Source organism: Blattabacterium cuenoti, assembly GCF_014251815.1.
Classification (GTDB): domain Bacteria; phylum Bacteroidota; class Bacteroidia; order Flavobacteriales; family Blattabacteriaceae; genus Blattabacterium; species Blattabacterium cuenoti_E.
Genome location: NZ_CP059202.1, coordinates 67,453 through 83,629, shown reverse-complemented (window position 1 = coordinate 83,629; position 16,177 = coordinate 67,453). Strand labels below are relative to the sequence as shown.

Annotated in this window: 15 protein-coding genes; 4 read left to right on the top strand and 11 right to left on the bottom strand. The window is 26.5% G+C overall.

Translation table 11 applies throughout. The features are described from left to right. Nucleotides 1-8: 8 nt before the first annotated feature. The 3 genes from atpF to atpB are packed head-to-tail and all read right to left on the bottom strand — an operon-like array spanning nt 9 to nt 1,832. Nucleotides 9-494, bottom strand: a complete 486-nt coding sequence (gene atpF / locus H0H54_RS00360; RefSeq protein ID WP_185863311.1) for a F0F1 ATP synthase subunit B — start codon at nt 492-494, stop codon at nt 9-11. A 10-nt stretch (nt 495-504) separates the two neighbouring features. Beyond that, complete coding sequence (gene atpE / locus H0H54_RS00355) at nt 505-732, bottom strand: ATP synthase F0 subunit C (RefSeq protein WP_166264775.1); 228 nt, start codon at nt 730-732, stop codon at nt 505-507. Nucleotides 733-755: 23 nt separating this feature from the next. Continuing rightward, nucleotides 756-1,832 (bottom strand): F0F1 ATP synthase subunit A, encoded by a 1,077-nt coding sequence (atpB, locus tag H0H54_RS00350; protein WP_185863518.1) that lies wholly within the window; start codon nt 1,830-1,832, stop codon nt 756-758. Between the two features lie 143 nt (nt 1,833-1,975). On the opposite strand from atpB, the gene H0H54_RS00345 reads away from it, so the two are divergent. After that, nucleotides 1,976-3,121: a trans-sulfuration enzyme family protein gene (locus tag H0H54_RS00345; protein WP_185863310.1), complete on the top strand. Its 1,146-nt coding sequence runs from the start codon at nt 1,976-1,978 to the stop codon at nt 3,119-3,121. Here the strand turns inward: H0H54_RS00345 and cysS are convergent. The 3 genes from cysS to nadE form a co-directional block, all read right to left on the bottom strand. Then, on the bottom strand, nt 3,113-4,615 hold the full coding sequence (cysS, locus tag H0H54_RS00340; protein WP_185863309.1) for a cysteine--tRNA ligase: 1,503 nt from the start codon (nt 4,613-4,615) through the stop codon (nt 3,113-3,115). The genes H0H54_RS00345 and cysS overlap by 9 nt on opposite strands. Nucleotides 4,616-4,618: 3 nt before the next feature. Further along, the gene (folE, locus tag H0H54_RS00335) at nt 4,619-5,296 is read right to left on the bottom strand and encodes a GTP cyclohydrolase I FolE (RefSeq protein WP_394366897.1); all 678 of its coding nucleotides are present in this window, start codon (nt 5,294-5,296) and stop codon (nt 4,619-4,621) included. An 82-nt stretch (nt 5,297-5,378) separates the two neighbouring features. Continuing rightward, the gene (gene nadE / locus H0H54_RS00330; RefSeq protein WP_185863307.1) at nt 5,379-6,158 is read right to left on the bottom strand and encodes an NAD(+) synthase; all 780 of its coding nucleotides are present in this window, start codon (nt 6,156-6,158) and stop codon (nt 5,379-5,381) included. A 21-nt stretch (nt 6,159-6,179) separates the two neighbouring features. Between nadE and tsaB the strand changes: the two genes are divergently transcribed. The 3 genes from tsaB to H0H54_RS00315 are packed head-to-tail and all read left to right on the top strand — an operon-like array spanning nt 6,180 to nt 9,340. Next, nucleotides 6,180-6,815, top strand: coding sequence for a tRNA (adenosine(37)-N6)-threonylcarbamoyltransferase complex dimerization subunit type 1 TsaB (tsaB, locus tag H0H54_RS00325; protein ID WP_185863306.1), 636 nt, complete (start codon nt 6,180-6,182; stop codon nt 6,813-6,815). 37 nt (nt 6,816-6,852) lie between these two features. Next, nucleotides 6,853-8,601 (top strand): TrkH family potassium uptake protein, encoded by a 1,749-nt coding sequence (locus tag H0H54_RS00320; protein ID WP_185863305.1) that lies wholly within the window; start codon nt 6,853-6,855, stop codon nt 8,599-8,601. A gap of 40 nt (nt 8,602-8,641) precedes the next feature. Next, the gene (locus H0H54_RS00315) at nt 8,642-9,340 is read left to right on the top strand and encodes a potassium channel family protein (protein ID WP_185863304.1); all 699 of its coding nucleotides are present in this window, start codon (nt 8,642-8,644) and stop codon (nt 9,338-9,340) included. A 44-nt stretch (nt 9,341-9,384) separates the two neighbouring features. Here H0H54_RS00315 and H0H54_RS00310 read toward each other — a convergent pair whose 3' ends face one another. From H0H54_RS00310 to H0H54_RS00290, 5 genes are read right to left on the bottom strand one after another with little or no spacing between them, the layout of a single operon-like run. Continuing rightward, complete coding sequence (locus H0H54_RS00310) at nt 9,385-10,635, bottom strand: hypothetical protein (RefSeq protein WP_238784784.1); 1,251 nt, start codon at nt 10,633-10,635, stop codon at nt 9,385-9,387. A gap of 6 nt (nt 10,636-10,641) precedes the next feature. Then, the gene (locus H0H54_RS00305; protein ID WP_185863303.1) at nt 10,642-11,250 is read right to left on the bottom strand and encodes a c-type cytochrome; all 609 of its coding nucleotides are present in this window, start codon (nt 11,248-11,250) and stop codon (nt 10,642-10,644) included. A gap of 12 nt (nt 11,251-11,262) precedes the next feature. Further along, a complete protein-coding gene (locus tag H0H54_RS00300; protein WP_238784783.1) occupies nt 11,263-11,805 on the bottom strand; it encodes a DUF3341 domain-containing protein in 543 nt (180 codons plus the stop codon). After that, nucleotides 11,792-13,162 (bottom strand): NrfD/PsrC family molybdoenzyme membrane anchor subunit, encoded by a 1,371-nt coding sequence (gene nrfD / locus H0H54_RS00295; protein ID WP_185863302.1) that lies wholly within the window; start codon nt 13,160-13,162, stop codon nt 11,792-11,794. Before nrfD ends, H0H54_RS00300 begins: the two co-directional genes overlap by 14 nt. Nucleotides 13,163-13,170: 8 nt before the next feature. Continuing rightward, a complete protein-coding gene (locus tag H0H54_RS00290) occupies nt 13,171-16,161 on the bottom strand; it encodes a 4Fe-4S dicluster domain-containing protein (protein WP_185863301.1) in 2,991 nt (996 codons plus the stop codon). Between the last annotated feature and the right edge of the window lie 16 nt (nt 16,162-16,177).

Here is a 16,177-nt window from a genome sequence, read left to right as displayed (position 1 = left end):
ATTATTAGTTAGTATTGATCTACTAATTCTTTTATAAATTTATCTTGTTTATCGTTTTGATCTAGCTCTTTTTTTAATATTTTTTCTGCTATTTGTATAGAAATATATCCTATTTCATTTTTTAATTTATGAATTGCAACTTTTTTTTCTATTTGAATATTCTTTTTTGTTTCTTCTATAATTTTTTTCTTTTCTATCGTACCTTCTTCTATAGCTTTTGATTTTATTTTTTCTTTGATTTGAATGGCTTCCTTCAAAATCATATCTCTTTTTATACGAATTTCCTTTAAAATTTTATTTTTCTTATCTTCTATATGTTTCAATTGTTCTCTCATTTTATCTGCTTTTTCAATAGATAGTTTAATTTTTTCCTCTCTTTGATCAATAAAATTTATTATGGGTTTCCAAGCAAATTTCGAAAGAAAAAGCATAAGTATTACAAATATTATTGTATGCCAAACAATTAATCCAATAGAAGGAGTGACTAAATCCATTGGTATTTTATTATTTAAATACAGCTAATAATGTAGTAACAATCCCAAACAATGCTGCCCCTTCAATTAATGCTGCCGCTATAATCATAGCATTTTGTATTTTATTTGAAGCTTCAGGTTGTCTCGCAATAGCATCCATTGCGGAGCTTCCAATTTTTCCAATTCCTAATCCTGCTCCTATTACTGCAAGACCGGATCCTAAAGCGGCTAAACCTGAATAAGTTAAATCTATATCCATATTATTCATATTATTAATATTTTTTAATGTGTTTTACTACTATCATGATCATAATTTTTAACGGACATTCCTATAAGTAAAGCAGACAAAGTTGTAAAAATAAAAGCTTGTAGAAAAGAAACCATAATTTCTAACATAGAAATAAAAAAACCGAAAATTATGGAAAACCCAGCTATAAAAAAATTTTTAAAAATAAAAATGAGACAAATAAAACTTAAAATAATTATATGTCCAGCAGTAATATTAGCAAATAATCGAATACACAAAGTTAATGGACGAATAAAAATTCCGATAAATTCGATAGGTGCTAATAATAATCTAATTCCTATTGGAACTTCTGGCATCCAAAAAATATGTTTCCAATAACTTACATTTGAATTTATATTGCTAACAATAAAAGTCATAACAGATAATACTAATGTGATACTTATGTTCCCTGTTACATTTGGAAATCCTGGAATAAGGCCTATCAAATTATTAATTAATATAAAAAAAAAGGATGTTAACAAAAAAGGAAGAAAAATTTTATATTTTCTGCTTCCAATATTAGGAATAGCTATTTCATCCCGTATAAACAAAATTAAAAATTCTAAAAAAATACCTAAACTCCATTTAAGTTGATAATTTTTATAATTCCGTTTCATTCGAATAAAAATATAAGATAACAAAAAAGAAGACATAAAAATAGATACCACATTTTTTGTAATAGAAAAATCCCAAGGTTTATCATTTTTAGGAACTCCTTTCGAATCCATATATAACGATCCCAAATAATTCGTGTTATATATTATCCCCTTAAACATTTTATAATATCCATATTTTCCTTTTACTACATTTTTACATGAAAATTTTGATGAAGAAAAAATATCTAATCCTTTGTTCCTATTCCATAAAATAATTGGTAAAGAAAAAGTAATTCCATGATTATGAGTCCCTACAACGTGCCATTCATGAGAGTCACCTACATGATCAAAAATAATATTGGCGATATCTACATCATCTTTTTTTTTATCTTCATTATGATTTTTATTAGCGCATTCAACAAACAAAAATAAAAACAAAAAAGAAAAAAACGAATGTATTATTTTTTTCGAAATCATCTCTAATGAAAAAATAGAAAACAAATTTATATTTTTTTCCTTTTATTTTGTAGAAAAAATCGTTTTCTAATAAAGATTCTATTTTCATTTTAAGTACATTTGCATTCAATGATTCAATTGATGAAATTTTATTAACATTAACGATGAAGGAAGAAACAAGGCTTATTCAAAATATTTTGTCTGATCCTCTTACAGGCGCAATATCCACACCAATATATCAAACATCAACTTATGTACAGGAATCTCCTGGTGTTCATAAAGGATTCGACTATAGTAGAACTAATAACCCTACAAGAAAAATATTGGAAGATTTAATAACTAAATTGGAATACGGTTATGCTAGTCTCGCGTTTTCTTCTGGATTAGCATCTGTGGATGCTGTATTAAAATTGCTAAAATATGGGGATGAAATAGTAGCTATAGATGATATTTATGGAGGAACATTCCGTTTACTGAATCTGTATAAAAAATTAGGAATTAACACTAAATTTGTAGACACAACAGACGCAGAAAAAACTATTAATTCTATTTCCGATAATACTAAATTAATTTGGTTGGAATCTCCAACCAATCCTACTTTAAAAATTTCTGATATAGAATATATTAGCAAAAAATCCAAAAAGAAAAATCAACAAATTTTAGTTGTTGTAGATAATACTTTTTCTTCTCCTGCTATTCAAAATCCTTTGAAATTAGGATCAGATATAGTAGTTCATAGTGCGACAAAATATTTAGCAGGACATTCAGATGTATTAGCGGGATTAATTACAGTGAAAGACACTGACTTATATGAAAAATTAAAATATATTCAAAATGCAACTGGAGGCGTTCTCTCCCCTATTGATTGTTGGTTGACAATAAGAGGAAGTCAAACATTATATTTACGTATAAAAAAACAATCTAAAAATGCATTTCAAATTGCTTCTTTCTTAAAAAAGAATGATAAAATAGATAAAATCTATTACCCTGGATTATCGCATCATAAAAATCATTTTATAGCATTAAAACAACAACGATATTTCGGAGGAATTGTTTCTTTTAGTCTTAAAAAAGACACAATAGAGTCAGCAAAAAAAGTAGTCACCTCTACAAAATTATTTAAGTTAGCAGAAAGCTTGGGGGGGACAAAAAGTTTGATTTGTCAACCAGCAACTATGACTCATAAATCTACTCCTGTAGAAGCTAGAATTCATGCAGGAATACAAGATTCACTCATACGTTTATCTATGGGAATAGAAAATGTAGAAGATCTTATAGAAGATATCGATCAAGCCTTAAAATCATTGTAACAATTTTTTATCATGTAATAAAACGCCTATATAAGACAACTCTTTACGAATTTTATCTGAAATAATCCAATTTTTTTGGTTTCTTTCTTCTGTACGAAATTTTATTAGTCTTTTAATAAGTATTTTTAATTTTCTAGAGTTTTCTTCATGATGATTGATTTCTTGAATACCTAAAATATCAAACACAAAATGAATCATATACTTTTTTAATAAAAATAAATTAACATGATCTATATTTTGAAGAGAATTATGATTCATAATATGAATAGAAGCTTGAAATAAGTGAGCTATTAATAAAGGAGTATTAAAATCATCATTAATAGCTTGATAACAAATATTTATCCAATGATTAACATTGAAAATATTGTGATTCTTTAATATATCTTTTGATGTTTTTGGTTCAAAATTTCTTAACACATTTACAGCGTTCATAATTCTATGATATCCTTTTTCCGCATCTATAAGCCCCTTATAAGAAAAATCCATAACGTTTCTATAATGAGATAATAGAATATAAAATCTAAAAATGTTAGGAGAAAAAGCTTTTCCACAGATTTTTTTATCATATTTATCATAAATAATATCTTTTATTTCCAAAAAGTTTCCTGTAGATTTGCTCATTTTTTTTCCATTCAAAGTGAACATGTTAGCATGCATCCAATAATGCGCAAAATTGCTTTTATTATAAATTCCTATAGCTTGTGCTAATTCGCATTCGTGATGAGGAAATTTTAGATCGATTCCTCCTCCATGTATATCAAAAGTTTCTCCTAAATATTTTATACTCATAGCAGTGCATTCTATATGCCAACCTGGGAATCCTTTTCCCCATGGAGAATTCCAATTCATAATGTGACGAGAATCAGCTTTTTTCCATAAAGAAAAATCGTGAAATCCACGCTTTTCTTTTAAAAATTTTAATTTTTTATGATAAAGTCGATCAATTTTATTTTTACTAATCACACCATAAGGATATGACTTTCTATATTCTTTTAAATCGAAATACACAGACCCATTTATTTCGTATGCTAATTTTTTTTTAATTAACTTTTGAATCATATCTATTTGTTCTATAATATGTCCTGTTGCTGTAGGTTCTATACTTGGAGGTAATACATTTAAAATATTCAATAAATTGTGAAAAGAAAGAGTATATTTTTGAACCACCTCCATAGGTTCCAACCCTTCTATACGAGATTTTTTATAAATTTTGTCTTCTGCGTCATAATTTTCATTCTCTAAATGTCCAACATCAGTAATGTTTCTAACATAACGAACTTTGTATCCCAAATGTTTAAGATAACGAAAGACAATATCAAACGATATAAAAGTTCTGCAATTCCCTAAATGCAAGTGATTATAAACTGTTGGTCCACATACATAAATTCCAACATATTCTTTGTGAATAGGATGAAACAATTCTTTTTTTTCTGTTAAAGAATTATATATTTTTAGATAATTTCGATTTTTATATGAATAATCTTTTTCCTCCATTTTTTAAGAAATTCCAATATAATGCAAAAATTCCTTTCGGATTTCCAAATTTTTTTTGAAAGCTCCTATTAATTCAGTAGTGACAGTGCTACTATCTATATCCTTAATTCCACGAGAATTTACGCATAAATGTTTCGCCTCTATAACACAAGCAACATCTTGTGTCTCTAACATTTTTTGCAAAGATTGTACAATTTGCATTGTCAAACGTTCTTGAACTTGTGGTCTTTTTGCATAAAAATTTACAATTCTATTGATTTTAGAAAGACCTACTACTTTTCCGTTAGAAATATAACCTACATGAGCTTTTCCTACTATAGGAAGGAAATGATGTTCACAAGTAGAATAAACTGTTATATTTTTTTCTATTAACATCTGATTGTATTTATATTTATTTTCGAAAATTGAAAAATTGGGTATATTTTTTGAATTTAGACCGCTAAATATCTCTTGTATAAACATTTTTGCTACCCGTTTAGGTGTTTTTCGCAAACTATCATCATTCATATCTAAACCTAAAATTTTCATAATTTGAAAAAAATGTTTTTCGATTCTTTCAATTTTATCTTCATCACTCATAAAACTAACATTCTTATGTAAGAAACGATCTGTATTGATTGAATGATTGAAAATACAATTCAGTTTTTCTTTTCTTAAATTTTTTTTATGTTTTTCTTCCATCATAAAATGAACTTAGTCCCTGAAAAACAAAGTTACGAAAACGATTCTGTATGAGATTCTTTAAAAAAAAGAAATAGAATTTTCATTTTTTTATTTCATCAGGTATTTTGCACACAGGAATAGGAATCATCTTATGTAAATTTTTTTTATGTAAAATTTGATATTTTTTTAAAATTTTATGTTCTATTTCAGAAAAAGTGTGGTCTTTTTTTTTCATAATTTCCATTGCCCATTCTAACTCCTCATAAGTAGCTCCTAATTGATCTTCGTCTGATCGATGATCTTCCCAAAGCCCATCCGTTGGTTCTGCTTTTTGAATTTCATTAATGATATTTAATTTTTTAGCTATAAAACGAACTTCACTTTTAGTTAAATCAGCTATAGGGTGTAAATCTACTCCTCCGTCTCCATATTTTGTAAAAAAACCGACTCCAAAATCTTCCACTTTGTTTCCAGTTCCAACAACAAGATAATTTTTAACATTTGCATAATAGTATAAAGTTAACATACGAATACGGGATTTTACATTAGCTAATGCTAAAGATAGTTTTGCACTATCAATTCCATTAGTTACATGACAAAAAGTTTTGAATAAAATAGATAAATCTTTTTTAAGATAAGAAACATTAGAAAATTTTTTTGTCAAAAATTTGGCATGTTTTATAGGTAAAAAATTTTTTTTCTCTAAAATAGGCATTTCTAGCATCAGAGTAGGAAATCTTGTTAAAGCTACTAAAAAAGATGTCACTGAAGAATCTATTCCTCCAGATATCCCAATAATAAAACCATTAGATTCAGATTTTTTAATATATTCTTTTAACCAGGAAACAATATATTTAATTACTTTTTCTGCTTTTATCATAAAATTTAAAAAATTTTAATAATGTCTTTAATTCTAAATTTAGAAACTTCTACAAAAAATTGTTCAGTGTGTATTGCTAAAAATGGAACATGTCTAACTTGTGTAGAAGAAAATTCTGAGGAATATATTCATTCAGAAAAATTGCATACATTCATACAATATGCTATAAATATTTCCGGCATTCATATTAAGGATTTGAAATCTATTTGTGTCAGCAAAGGGCCTGGATCTTATACTTCTTTGAGAATAGGAGCATCCTCTGCTAGAGGATTATGTTCGGCTTTAAATATTCCTTTGTTATCTGTCGATTCATTAACTGTAATGAGTTACAAAATAAACATAAAAAAAGGATTTTTAATCCCCATGATACATGCTAAATCTAATTTTTTCTATATTTCGTTATTTAATGAATCAAAAGAAAGATTGAATCCTATTAGGATAAAAAAATTAGACGATAATTTTTTTGAATCTTTTTCAAGATATAATAAAGTATATTTTGTAGGAAATATTCCTATTAATAATAGAAAAATTTTTTTAGGAAAAAATGAATTTTTATACAAAACTCCATCTGCAATGGACATGTCTTACATATCTTACAAAAAATTTTCCGAAAAAAAATTTCATGATATAGAAAAATTTATTCCTTTTTATTTATAATTAATTATATAAAATTAAAAAGTATTTCATAAAAATTATGATGCCAATTAGATTACAGAATTTTTTGGATATGTTTACTCCAATTATATTTGTTTATATAATTCTTTCTTTAGGATGGAACACTTTTCAATTTTTTAATGTAGAAATTATTTTAGGGTTAGTATCAATAATAAGTATTTTACACTTTTTTATTCTTTTTGATAAAAACCTTGAAAAAGGTTACAGGTCCATGATTTTTTTATCCTTTTTTATGTTGATTATTTCTCTTATTTTTTCTTTTGTAAAAATTTTATTTTCTTATAATGGAAGAATGACTTCGGATATAAAAATATCCGCGCTTATTAGTTTAATTCTATACATATTGATTCGTGTTACTTATTTTATGCGAATAGTATATGTAAAAATACATAATCCTGTTTTCATATTTATTACAAGTTTTGTTTTTTTATCTTTTTTGGGTTCTATTTTATTAATGTTACCTGCATCTACAGTAAAAAAAATATCATTTATAGATGCTTTATTTACTTCTACTAGTGCTGTCTGTGTGACAGGATTGGTAGTATTAGATACAGCCAAGGATTTTACATATTTAGGAAAAATTTTTATACTTATATTAATAGAATTGGGAGGATTAGGTATTTTAACTATAACTTCTTTTTTCAGTTATTTTTTTAGAGATGGGTTTTCTTTTAAAGAAGCTATTTTTGTTAGTAATTTTTTAAATACAAAAACAACAAATAACGTTCTTAGTTTAGCGGTAAAAGTCGTTATGTTCACTCTAACAGTGGAATTTATAGGGGCTTTATTAATTTATTTTTCCGTTAAAGATAAAAATACTATAGAATCTGATAGCTTATTCTTTTTTTCTATTTTTCATTCTATATCCGCTTTTTGTAATAGTGGGTTTTCTACCTTAAGTCAAGGTTTATATTCAAAATCTGTAAGATTAAATTATTTATTTCAACTTATTATTGCTTTTTTATTAATATTAGGAGGTATAGGTTTCAATATCTTATTTAATTTTTTTACATATATATGGTTAATTATAAAAAAATATTTTTTAAAAATTTTTAAAGATGAAGATCTACGATTCCCTGCACATGTGGTAACTTTAAATACACAAATTGTTATACTAACAACTTTTTTTCTCCTTTTTTTTGGAACCATTTTTTATTACATTAGTGAATACCATTTTTCTCTTTCCGAACATACTTCATTTTATGGAAAATGGATCGCTTCTTTCTTTTCTTCAGCTACATCTAGAACAGCGGGTTTTCATGTATTAAATATGAATTCCTTAACCCCGGTTACTATTTTTGTAACTATTTTATTGATGTGGATAGGGGCTTCTCCAGCTTCTACTGGGGGAGGGATTAAAACAAGCACTTTTGCATTATCATTAATGAATATTATTTCTTTGTCTAGAGGAAAAAATAGATTAGAAATACAGAGAAGAGAAATATCTCCTGAATCTATTCGATTATCTTTTTCAATTATTATGTTATCTATAATAGTGATATACATAAGCACTTTAATTATAATTTTTTTGGATCCAGAAAAAAATATACTGTCTATTTCTTTTGAAGTAGTTTCAGCTTTTTCTACAGCAGGATTATCTTTAGGTATTACTTCAAATTTATCCAGTGGAAGTAAATTAATTTTAATACTTTTAATGTTGTTAGGAAGAATAGGTGTTTTTAATGTCATGATTGGTTTATTAAGGAAAAATAAAATGGATTCTCATCATTATTACAGATATCCTAAAGGAAATATTCTTATTAATTAATTGATAAGTAAGTAATAAAATTCAGTAAACACAAAAAAATATGAAGATTATAATTATTGGGTTAGGTAATTTTGGAAGATCTTTGGCTCTTAATTTAACTGATAATGGACATGAAGTATTTGGTATAGATCATAAAATGGAAAAAGTAGATTTATTAAAAGATCATATAGCAAATGTAGTATGTATGGACGCAAATAACGAAGCGGCTTATAAAGTGTTGCCAATTCAACAAGCAGATTTAGGGATTGTAGCTATTGGAGAAAATGAAGGTTCATCAATAGTGACTACAGCTATACTAAAAAAATACAAACATTTAAGAATTGTTAGTCGATCTTTGTCTAAAATACATGATACAATATTAGAAGCTATGGGGATTAATGATGTTGTTCATCCAGAACAAGATGCTGCATTTCGATTGACCAAACAAATATCTTTTAATTACGCTTTAGATTATTTTAGAATAGACAATAAGCATTCTATAGCAGAAGTATTTTCTCCATGTTCTTTTAGTGGAAAATCTGTTAAAAGTTTAAAATTAACACAAAAATATTCAGTATCTTTAATTACTGTAATACGAGATATCAATAACCCAATGTCTTCTAAAGGAACTTCAACAAGAAAAGTCATAGGACTAGTTACAGGTGATACTCTTTTACAAGAGGGCGACATATTAACCCTTTTTGGGTCTAATAAATCTATTATGAATTTCGTAAAGGATAAAAAAAAGGATATAAAATAAGAATATAATTGAATTATTTTTTTATTTTATAATATTTATTTTTTTTAAGGATATTTGTGGTTTTTGCTTTCCTGAAAAAAAGGATTTCCTTCAGAAGAAAGAGATTTTCTTTTGATAAAATTTGAAAATAAAACATAAATAAAAAATCCTCCTATCATTAATATAGAACCTATTATTTCAAATAGGCAAAACTTTATTCCTTCTTTAATATCTGGAGCTATTAAATTGTATATATCTATGTAATGCCCAATCAGTAATATCATAGATATTGAAGATGCTATTTTATAATTTGATTTATTTTTACTACTAATTAATCCAAAAAAAGGAATTAAAAAATTAGGAATAAGCATCCAAAAATGTATGGAATGATAAATATCTTCTCTTTTTATAAAATATATGATTTCTTCTGGAACATTTCCATACCAATAAAGCAAAAATTGTGAGAACCAAAGATATGTCCATAATAAGCTACCAGAAAATAAGTATTTACTTAGATCATGTAAATGACTTTTGTTAAAAAATGGTAAGTATCCTTTTTTATTAAGATAAATAGATATTATTGTGATAGTACTTATACCTGTTATAATAAAACCACTTAAAACGTACCAGCTAAATAAAGTACTGAACCAATGTGGATTTAAAGACATAACCCAATCCCATGTCATGAATATAGAAATTATAGAAAAAAATATAATGAAAATAATAGATTTAAAATATAATTTCCTATAATCATTCAAAGAATACGACATATATAATGCATAAGATATTTTTTTTATATTTAAGCAAAAAAAACTACACCCCAACACATAAATTATACTTCTTACTAAAAAGAATGGGATATTAAGAAATAACTTTTTATTTACAATAATTTTATCATACTTTAAAGAAGTAGGATTGTATAAATCAGAATTCATCCAATGAAATATGTGCACAATGTCCATTGTATTTAATAATAAAATAATAAAAATTAATCCGGAACCATATGGAATGAAAGATGAAATTTCCTCCATAATAGGATGAATAACAATGGACCAACCTGATTGTGATACATTTTGTATCCCCAAAAAAAATAATGCTCCTAAAGATATAGAGGTAAAGTAAAAAATAGAAATATATAATGTTGTTTCAGGTCTATGTTCATGATCTTTTGTAAGAGAATATTTTTTTTTTATTCCTGTGAAAGATGAAATTTTTTTATCATTCATGATAAATACTTTATCTAAAGAAATAAAAACAAAACCCATTATAATAAGAATAAGAATTTTTCTATTCATTTTATGAAACTGATGCATCATACTTATTTATTTTTTTTTTAAAAACATAACATATTCTGATACTCTCCATCTATCTATTTCATTTAATTGTGAAGCATAAGAACTCATATTGTTTTTTCCATATGTAATAACATAATAAATACTTCCAATGGTCATATCTCTATCTTTATAATTAGGAACTCCTAAAATTTTTTCGTTTTTTACCAATTCTCCTTGTCCATCTCCATTTTTTCCGTGACATATAGAACAATTAATTTGATATAATTTTTTTCCTTCTTTTATTAAATCTTCCATTTTTTCTAAATGATTGTTTTTCAATGGATTTTTAATGATACCCTTTGAATCATTTAATCCTTTATTTTCAAAATCTGTCAAATTATAAAACGAATAATTTCTAGCAATAGTTCCTTTTACTGGAAATAATGAAGAAGTTTTTTCTTTAAATAAAGGAATTTTTATTTTTTTATTATTCTGATTATTAAAATCAGGATCAGAATAAGGTTCATATGCTTCTGAATAATACATATCTGGCATATACACCACGTTGGGTTTAGTTTTATCAAACCAACAAGATTCTAAAAAAAATACTGATGAAATTATGTTTAAGGTAATAAATTTATAAAAATATTTATTCATAACTCAACTTATTTATTTTTTTATAATTACTTCTATTGCTCCATTTTCTTTTAGTAGATCTACTAATTTATTGTCATTTTTCTCCGTATAAATTTCTACCAAAAACATATTATCAGTAGTTCTGGGATCCGGATTTTTTGATACACGTCCTGGAAATAATTTGCATTGAATCAGATAAGTAATACACATAAAATGTGCAGAAAAAAAGATTGATAATTCAAATATAACAGGAATAAAAGAAGGCAAGTTTCTTATCCAAGAAAAAGAGGGCTTTCCTCCAATATTTTGAGGCCAATCCCAGATCATAGTATACCAAGTTAACGCACAAGCCATACAAAAACCTAATAATCCATATATAAAAGACAAAAAAGATAAATTTGTTTTTTTTAATTTTAACACTTTAGTCAAATTATGAATAGGAAAAGGAGAATAAACTTCATGTATATCATAATTATGATATTGTATAATTTTTATACTTTTTATAAGAGTATGATCATCATCATATAATGCATGTACATATGCATATGTATTATTCATTTCATTATTTTTTATCATGATCTGATTTTAATATTGTTTTTAATTCCGATTGTGAAATCACAGGAAAAACACGTATATATAATAAATAAAGGATAAAAAATAAACCAATAGTTCCTATAAAAATCCCTACATCTACAAATGAAGGGACAAAACCAGTCCAAGAAGAAGGAAGATAATCATGACTAAGATTTAGGACAATAATATCAAATCTTTCAAACCACATTCCAACATTTATAATAATGGCTATAAAATAAGACCAAAAAAAACTTCTTCGTACAGATTTAATCCATAAAAATTGCGGGATAATAACATTACAAATAATCAAAGCCCAAAAAGCCCACCAAAAAGGACCTTTAGATGCTTCTACAGAAAAATAAATGAATTTTTCAAAAGGATTTCCTGAATACCAAGCAAGAATAAATTCTGAAATATAAGCCAGTAATACAATCCCCCCCGTTAGTAAAATAATCATATTCATATATTCTATATGATTTCTGGTAATATAATTTTCTAGAGAAAGAACTTTTCTTGCAACACCTAATAAAGTTTGGACCATAGCAAACCCTGAAAATATAGCTCCTGCAACAAAATAAGGAGGAAATATTGTACTATGCCAACCTTTGATTACAGAAGTTGAAAAGTCAAAAGAAACTATGGTATGCACAGAAAAAACCAATGGAGTGCATAGACCAGCTAAAATTAAAGAGACCTCTTCAAACCTTTGCCAATCTTTTGATGTCCCTCCCCATCCAAAACTAAGAATGCTATATATTCTTTTTTGAAAAGGATCTGAAACACGGTCTCGTATCATTGCAAAGTCAGGAATTAATCCCATAAACCAAAAAACTGTAGAAACAGAAAAATAAGTACTAATTGCAAACACATCCCATAATAAAGGAGAATTAAAATTAGGCCATAAAGTTCCAAATTGATTAGGAATAGGTAATACCCAATGTGCATTCCATGGTCTTCCCATATGAATTATAGGAAATAATCCAGCTTGGATTACTGCAAAAATTGTCATTGCTTCTGCTGAACGATTAATAGATAAACGCCATTTTTGTCGAAATAATAATAAAACAGCTGAAATCAAAGTCCCAGCATGACCAATTCCAACCCACCAAACAAAATTGGTAATATCCCAAGCCCAATTAATTGTTCTATTTAAGCCCCACACACCTATACCTGTTCCAATTGTATAAAAAATACATCCCAATCCCCACAAAAAAGCTAAAATAGAAATCAATAAAGATATCCACCATAAATTTCCAGCTTTATTCTTTATAGGATTTAATATGTCATCGGATATATTTTTATATGTTTTTTTCCCTAAAATCAAAGGTTTTCTTATAGAAGATTTGTTATGATTTAACATAATTTTATCTATTTCATTTTATCTATTTCATTTTTTTTGTTCCTAATTTTCAATTGATAAGATACATTGGGTCTTACTCCTATAAAATCTAATAATTTGTAAGATCTAGAATTTTTTATTTTCTCAGAAATAAGACTTGTAGAATCGTTAGTATCTCCAAAAGTTATAGCTTTGGTAGGGCAAGAAATACTGCAAGCAGTTTCAAATTCTTTATCTTTAATTTCTCTATTTTCTTTTTTTGCTACTCCTATAACGTACTGTGTTCTTTGTATACATAAAGAACATTTTTCCATTACCCCTCTAGTTCTAACCACAACATCTGGATTTAACCCCATCTTTCCTAGAGAATTATTCATATTAAAATCAAATTTTTGATTATTAACATAATTAAACCAGTTAAATCGTCTAACTTTATAAGGACAATTATTTGCACAATAACGAGTCCCCACACAACGATTATAAACCATCATATTCTGACCTTGTTTACCATGAATAGTTGCTCCAACTGGACATACTGTCTCACAAGGGGCATGATCACAATGTTGACACATAATAGGTTGAAAAGATACTTTTGGATTTTGATAAAGATTTTCTTCATTATTATTATTGTTCTCTTCTTGATCCGGAAAATAATATCTATCTATACGTAACCAATGCATATCTCTAGATTTTTCTATTTCCTCTTTTCCTACGACAGGAACATTATTTTCAGAATGACATGCAATTATGCAAGCTCCACATCCAATACAAGCATTTAAATCTATAGATAAATTGAAATGATGTCCATTCTTTTTCTCTTTACTTTTATTATTATTTTTGTTGTGATTTTGCCTCCAAATAGAAATTTTTTCTGGAGAAACCATTCCTTCGTGAGTTAAAATTTTCTCTTTTTCATTCCAAACTTCTTTTGGTGTGTTCAAAAATTTCTCTAAATCGGTTTCCCTAACTAAATTTCTTCCTACTGTTGTGTGATGTAGTTGTACACAAGCAAATTTATGTACTTTATCTATTTTTTTGATCTGTATATTATTTTGTACATTCATAAAATTTTCATAGCTTCTGTAAGCATTTTTCCCATTAACGATTTTAGATAATTTTCCTTTTTTTTGCCCATAACCAAAAGCTAAACCTATGGATCCTATAGCCTGTCCGGGTTGAATCAAAACAGGAATATTTTGAATTATTGTTCTGTTGTTTTTAATTAAATCTACACAGTTTCCATTTAAAGAACCATCACCGGAGTTCCAATTCTTCAATCCCATTTTATTTGCATCAAAATATGATATAGTTAAATAATTATCCCATGTACTACGTGTAATAGGGTCTGGAAGTTCTTGTAACCAAGGATTATTATGCTGATAACCATCCCCCATACTAATTTTAGTGTATAATCTGAGTTCAAAGTTTGTTTCTATTTTTTTGTTTACTCTTTTTCTTTCATATTCTTGTATCTTTATCTTATTGTTATTCGAATAATTATTTGAAATTTTATTATGATTTATAATTTTTACGACTCCATGAAATAAAGCTTCATTAAAAGAAGAAACATTAGATTTAGGTACAATATTTTTTATCCAAGTTTTCTTTAAATATTCATAAAAATTTTTTTCTTTCATTTCTCCCCAAATAATTAAAGAATCTTGAAATTGTCTTGTATTAAAAATGCGTTGAATAGTAGGTTGAATCAATGTATAAATATTACTTACAGGATAAGTATCCCCCCAACTTTCTAACCAATGAGGAACAGGAGCTAACACATCCATAACTTCATTGGTTTCATCTTTGTTTATAGAAAAAGAAACTGTTAAAGGTATTTTTTTTATAAATTTTTTTACTTGTTCATAAATAGATAATGGAAGACTATAAATAGGATTTACATTGTGAATAAATAAACCTCCAATATTTCCTGTCTCTAAATTTTTTAAAAAATTATCGAATTCATCATCATTACTTTCTTTCGAAAAGAAGTACTTATTTTCTTGTAATGCAAGACTATTAATTTTCCTATTAATCAAAAAAGATAATTCATAAGATTCTTGATCTCCATCGGCAAAAATAACGCTTTTAGACCCCATTTTATTTATTAATGATGCTATTTTATCCACATTTTTATCATTAGAATTCTTTCCAAAAAAAATTTTTTGAAAAATTTCAAACAACATTTTTTTTATATCAGAAGGCTTTCTCGCCAAACGAATATCTGCATTTGCTCCAGTTATTGTCATGTTGCTTTCTATTTGAATATGTTGCATCATATTTTTTTTGGGGGTCCTATTATGAACATAAGATTTCGCCATATTTTCTGGACTCCAATCTCCTAAAAAATCAGCATCAAATGAAATTATTAATTCTGATTTATTCAAATTAAAGACAGGAAAGCCGCGGACTCCAAATATTTCTTTTGAAGCATCTAGAGCTTTAGAATACGAAATAGGATCATAAGTAATCCATTTAGTATCGGGATATTTTTTCTTAAAATCTTGAATTAATTTTTTTGTGGAAAAACTTGGAAAAGAATGAGAAAGAAAAATTATATCTTTTTTTGTTTTAGATAAATGCTTTAAATGCCGAATCACATAATTATCTATTTTTTTCCAAGTACTTTCTTTTCCTTTTAAAAAAGGATTTTTTAATCTTTCTTCATCATAAAGAGACAACAAAGAAGATTGTATTCTTGCAGAAGTTGTATTGAAGTATTCCGAATCAAAATTCGGTTCTATTTTTATAGGACGACCTTCTCTCGTTTTTACCAAAACACTTCCTATATCGAAAGAGTCGATCATAGTTGATGCATAATAATTCGGAACACCTGGAGTTATATTATCTGGTTTTACAACATAAGGAATCGATTTAATTACTGGACCTTTACAAGCGGATAAAGTAACTGAAGCAGTACTAAATCCCAACCATTTAAGAAAATCACGTCTAGATGTTTCTCCTTTAAGAATATTTTTGATGGGATTATATTCAAATATTTTTCCTTTTTTGTTTGATTTCATAATAAATAAATAATTT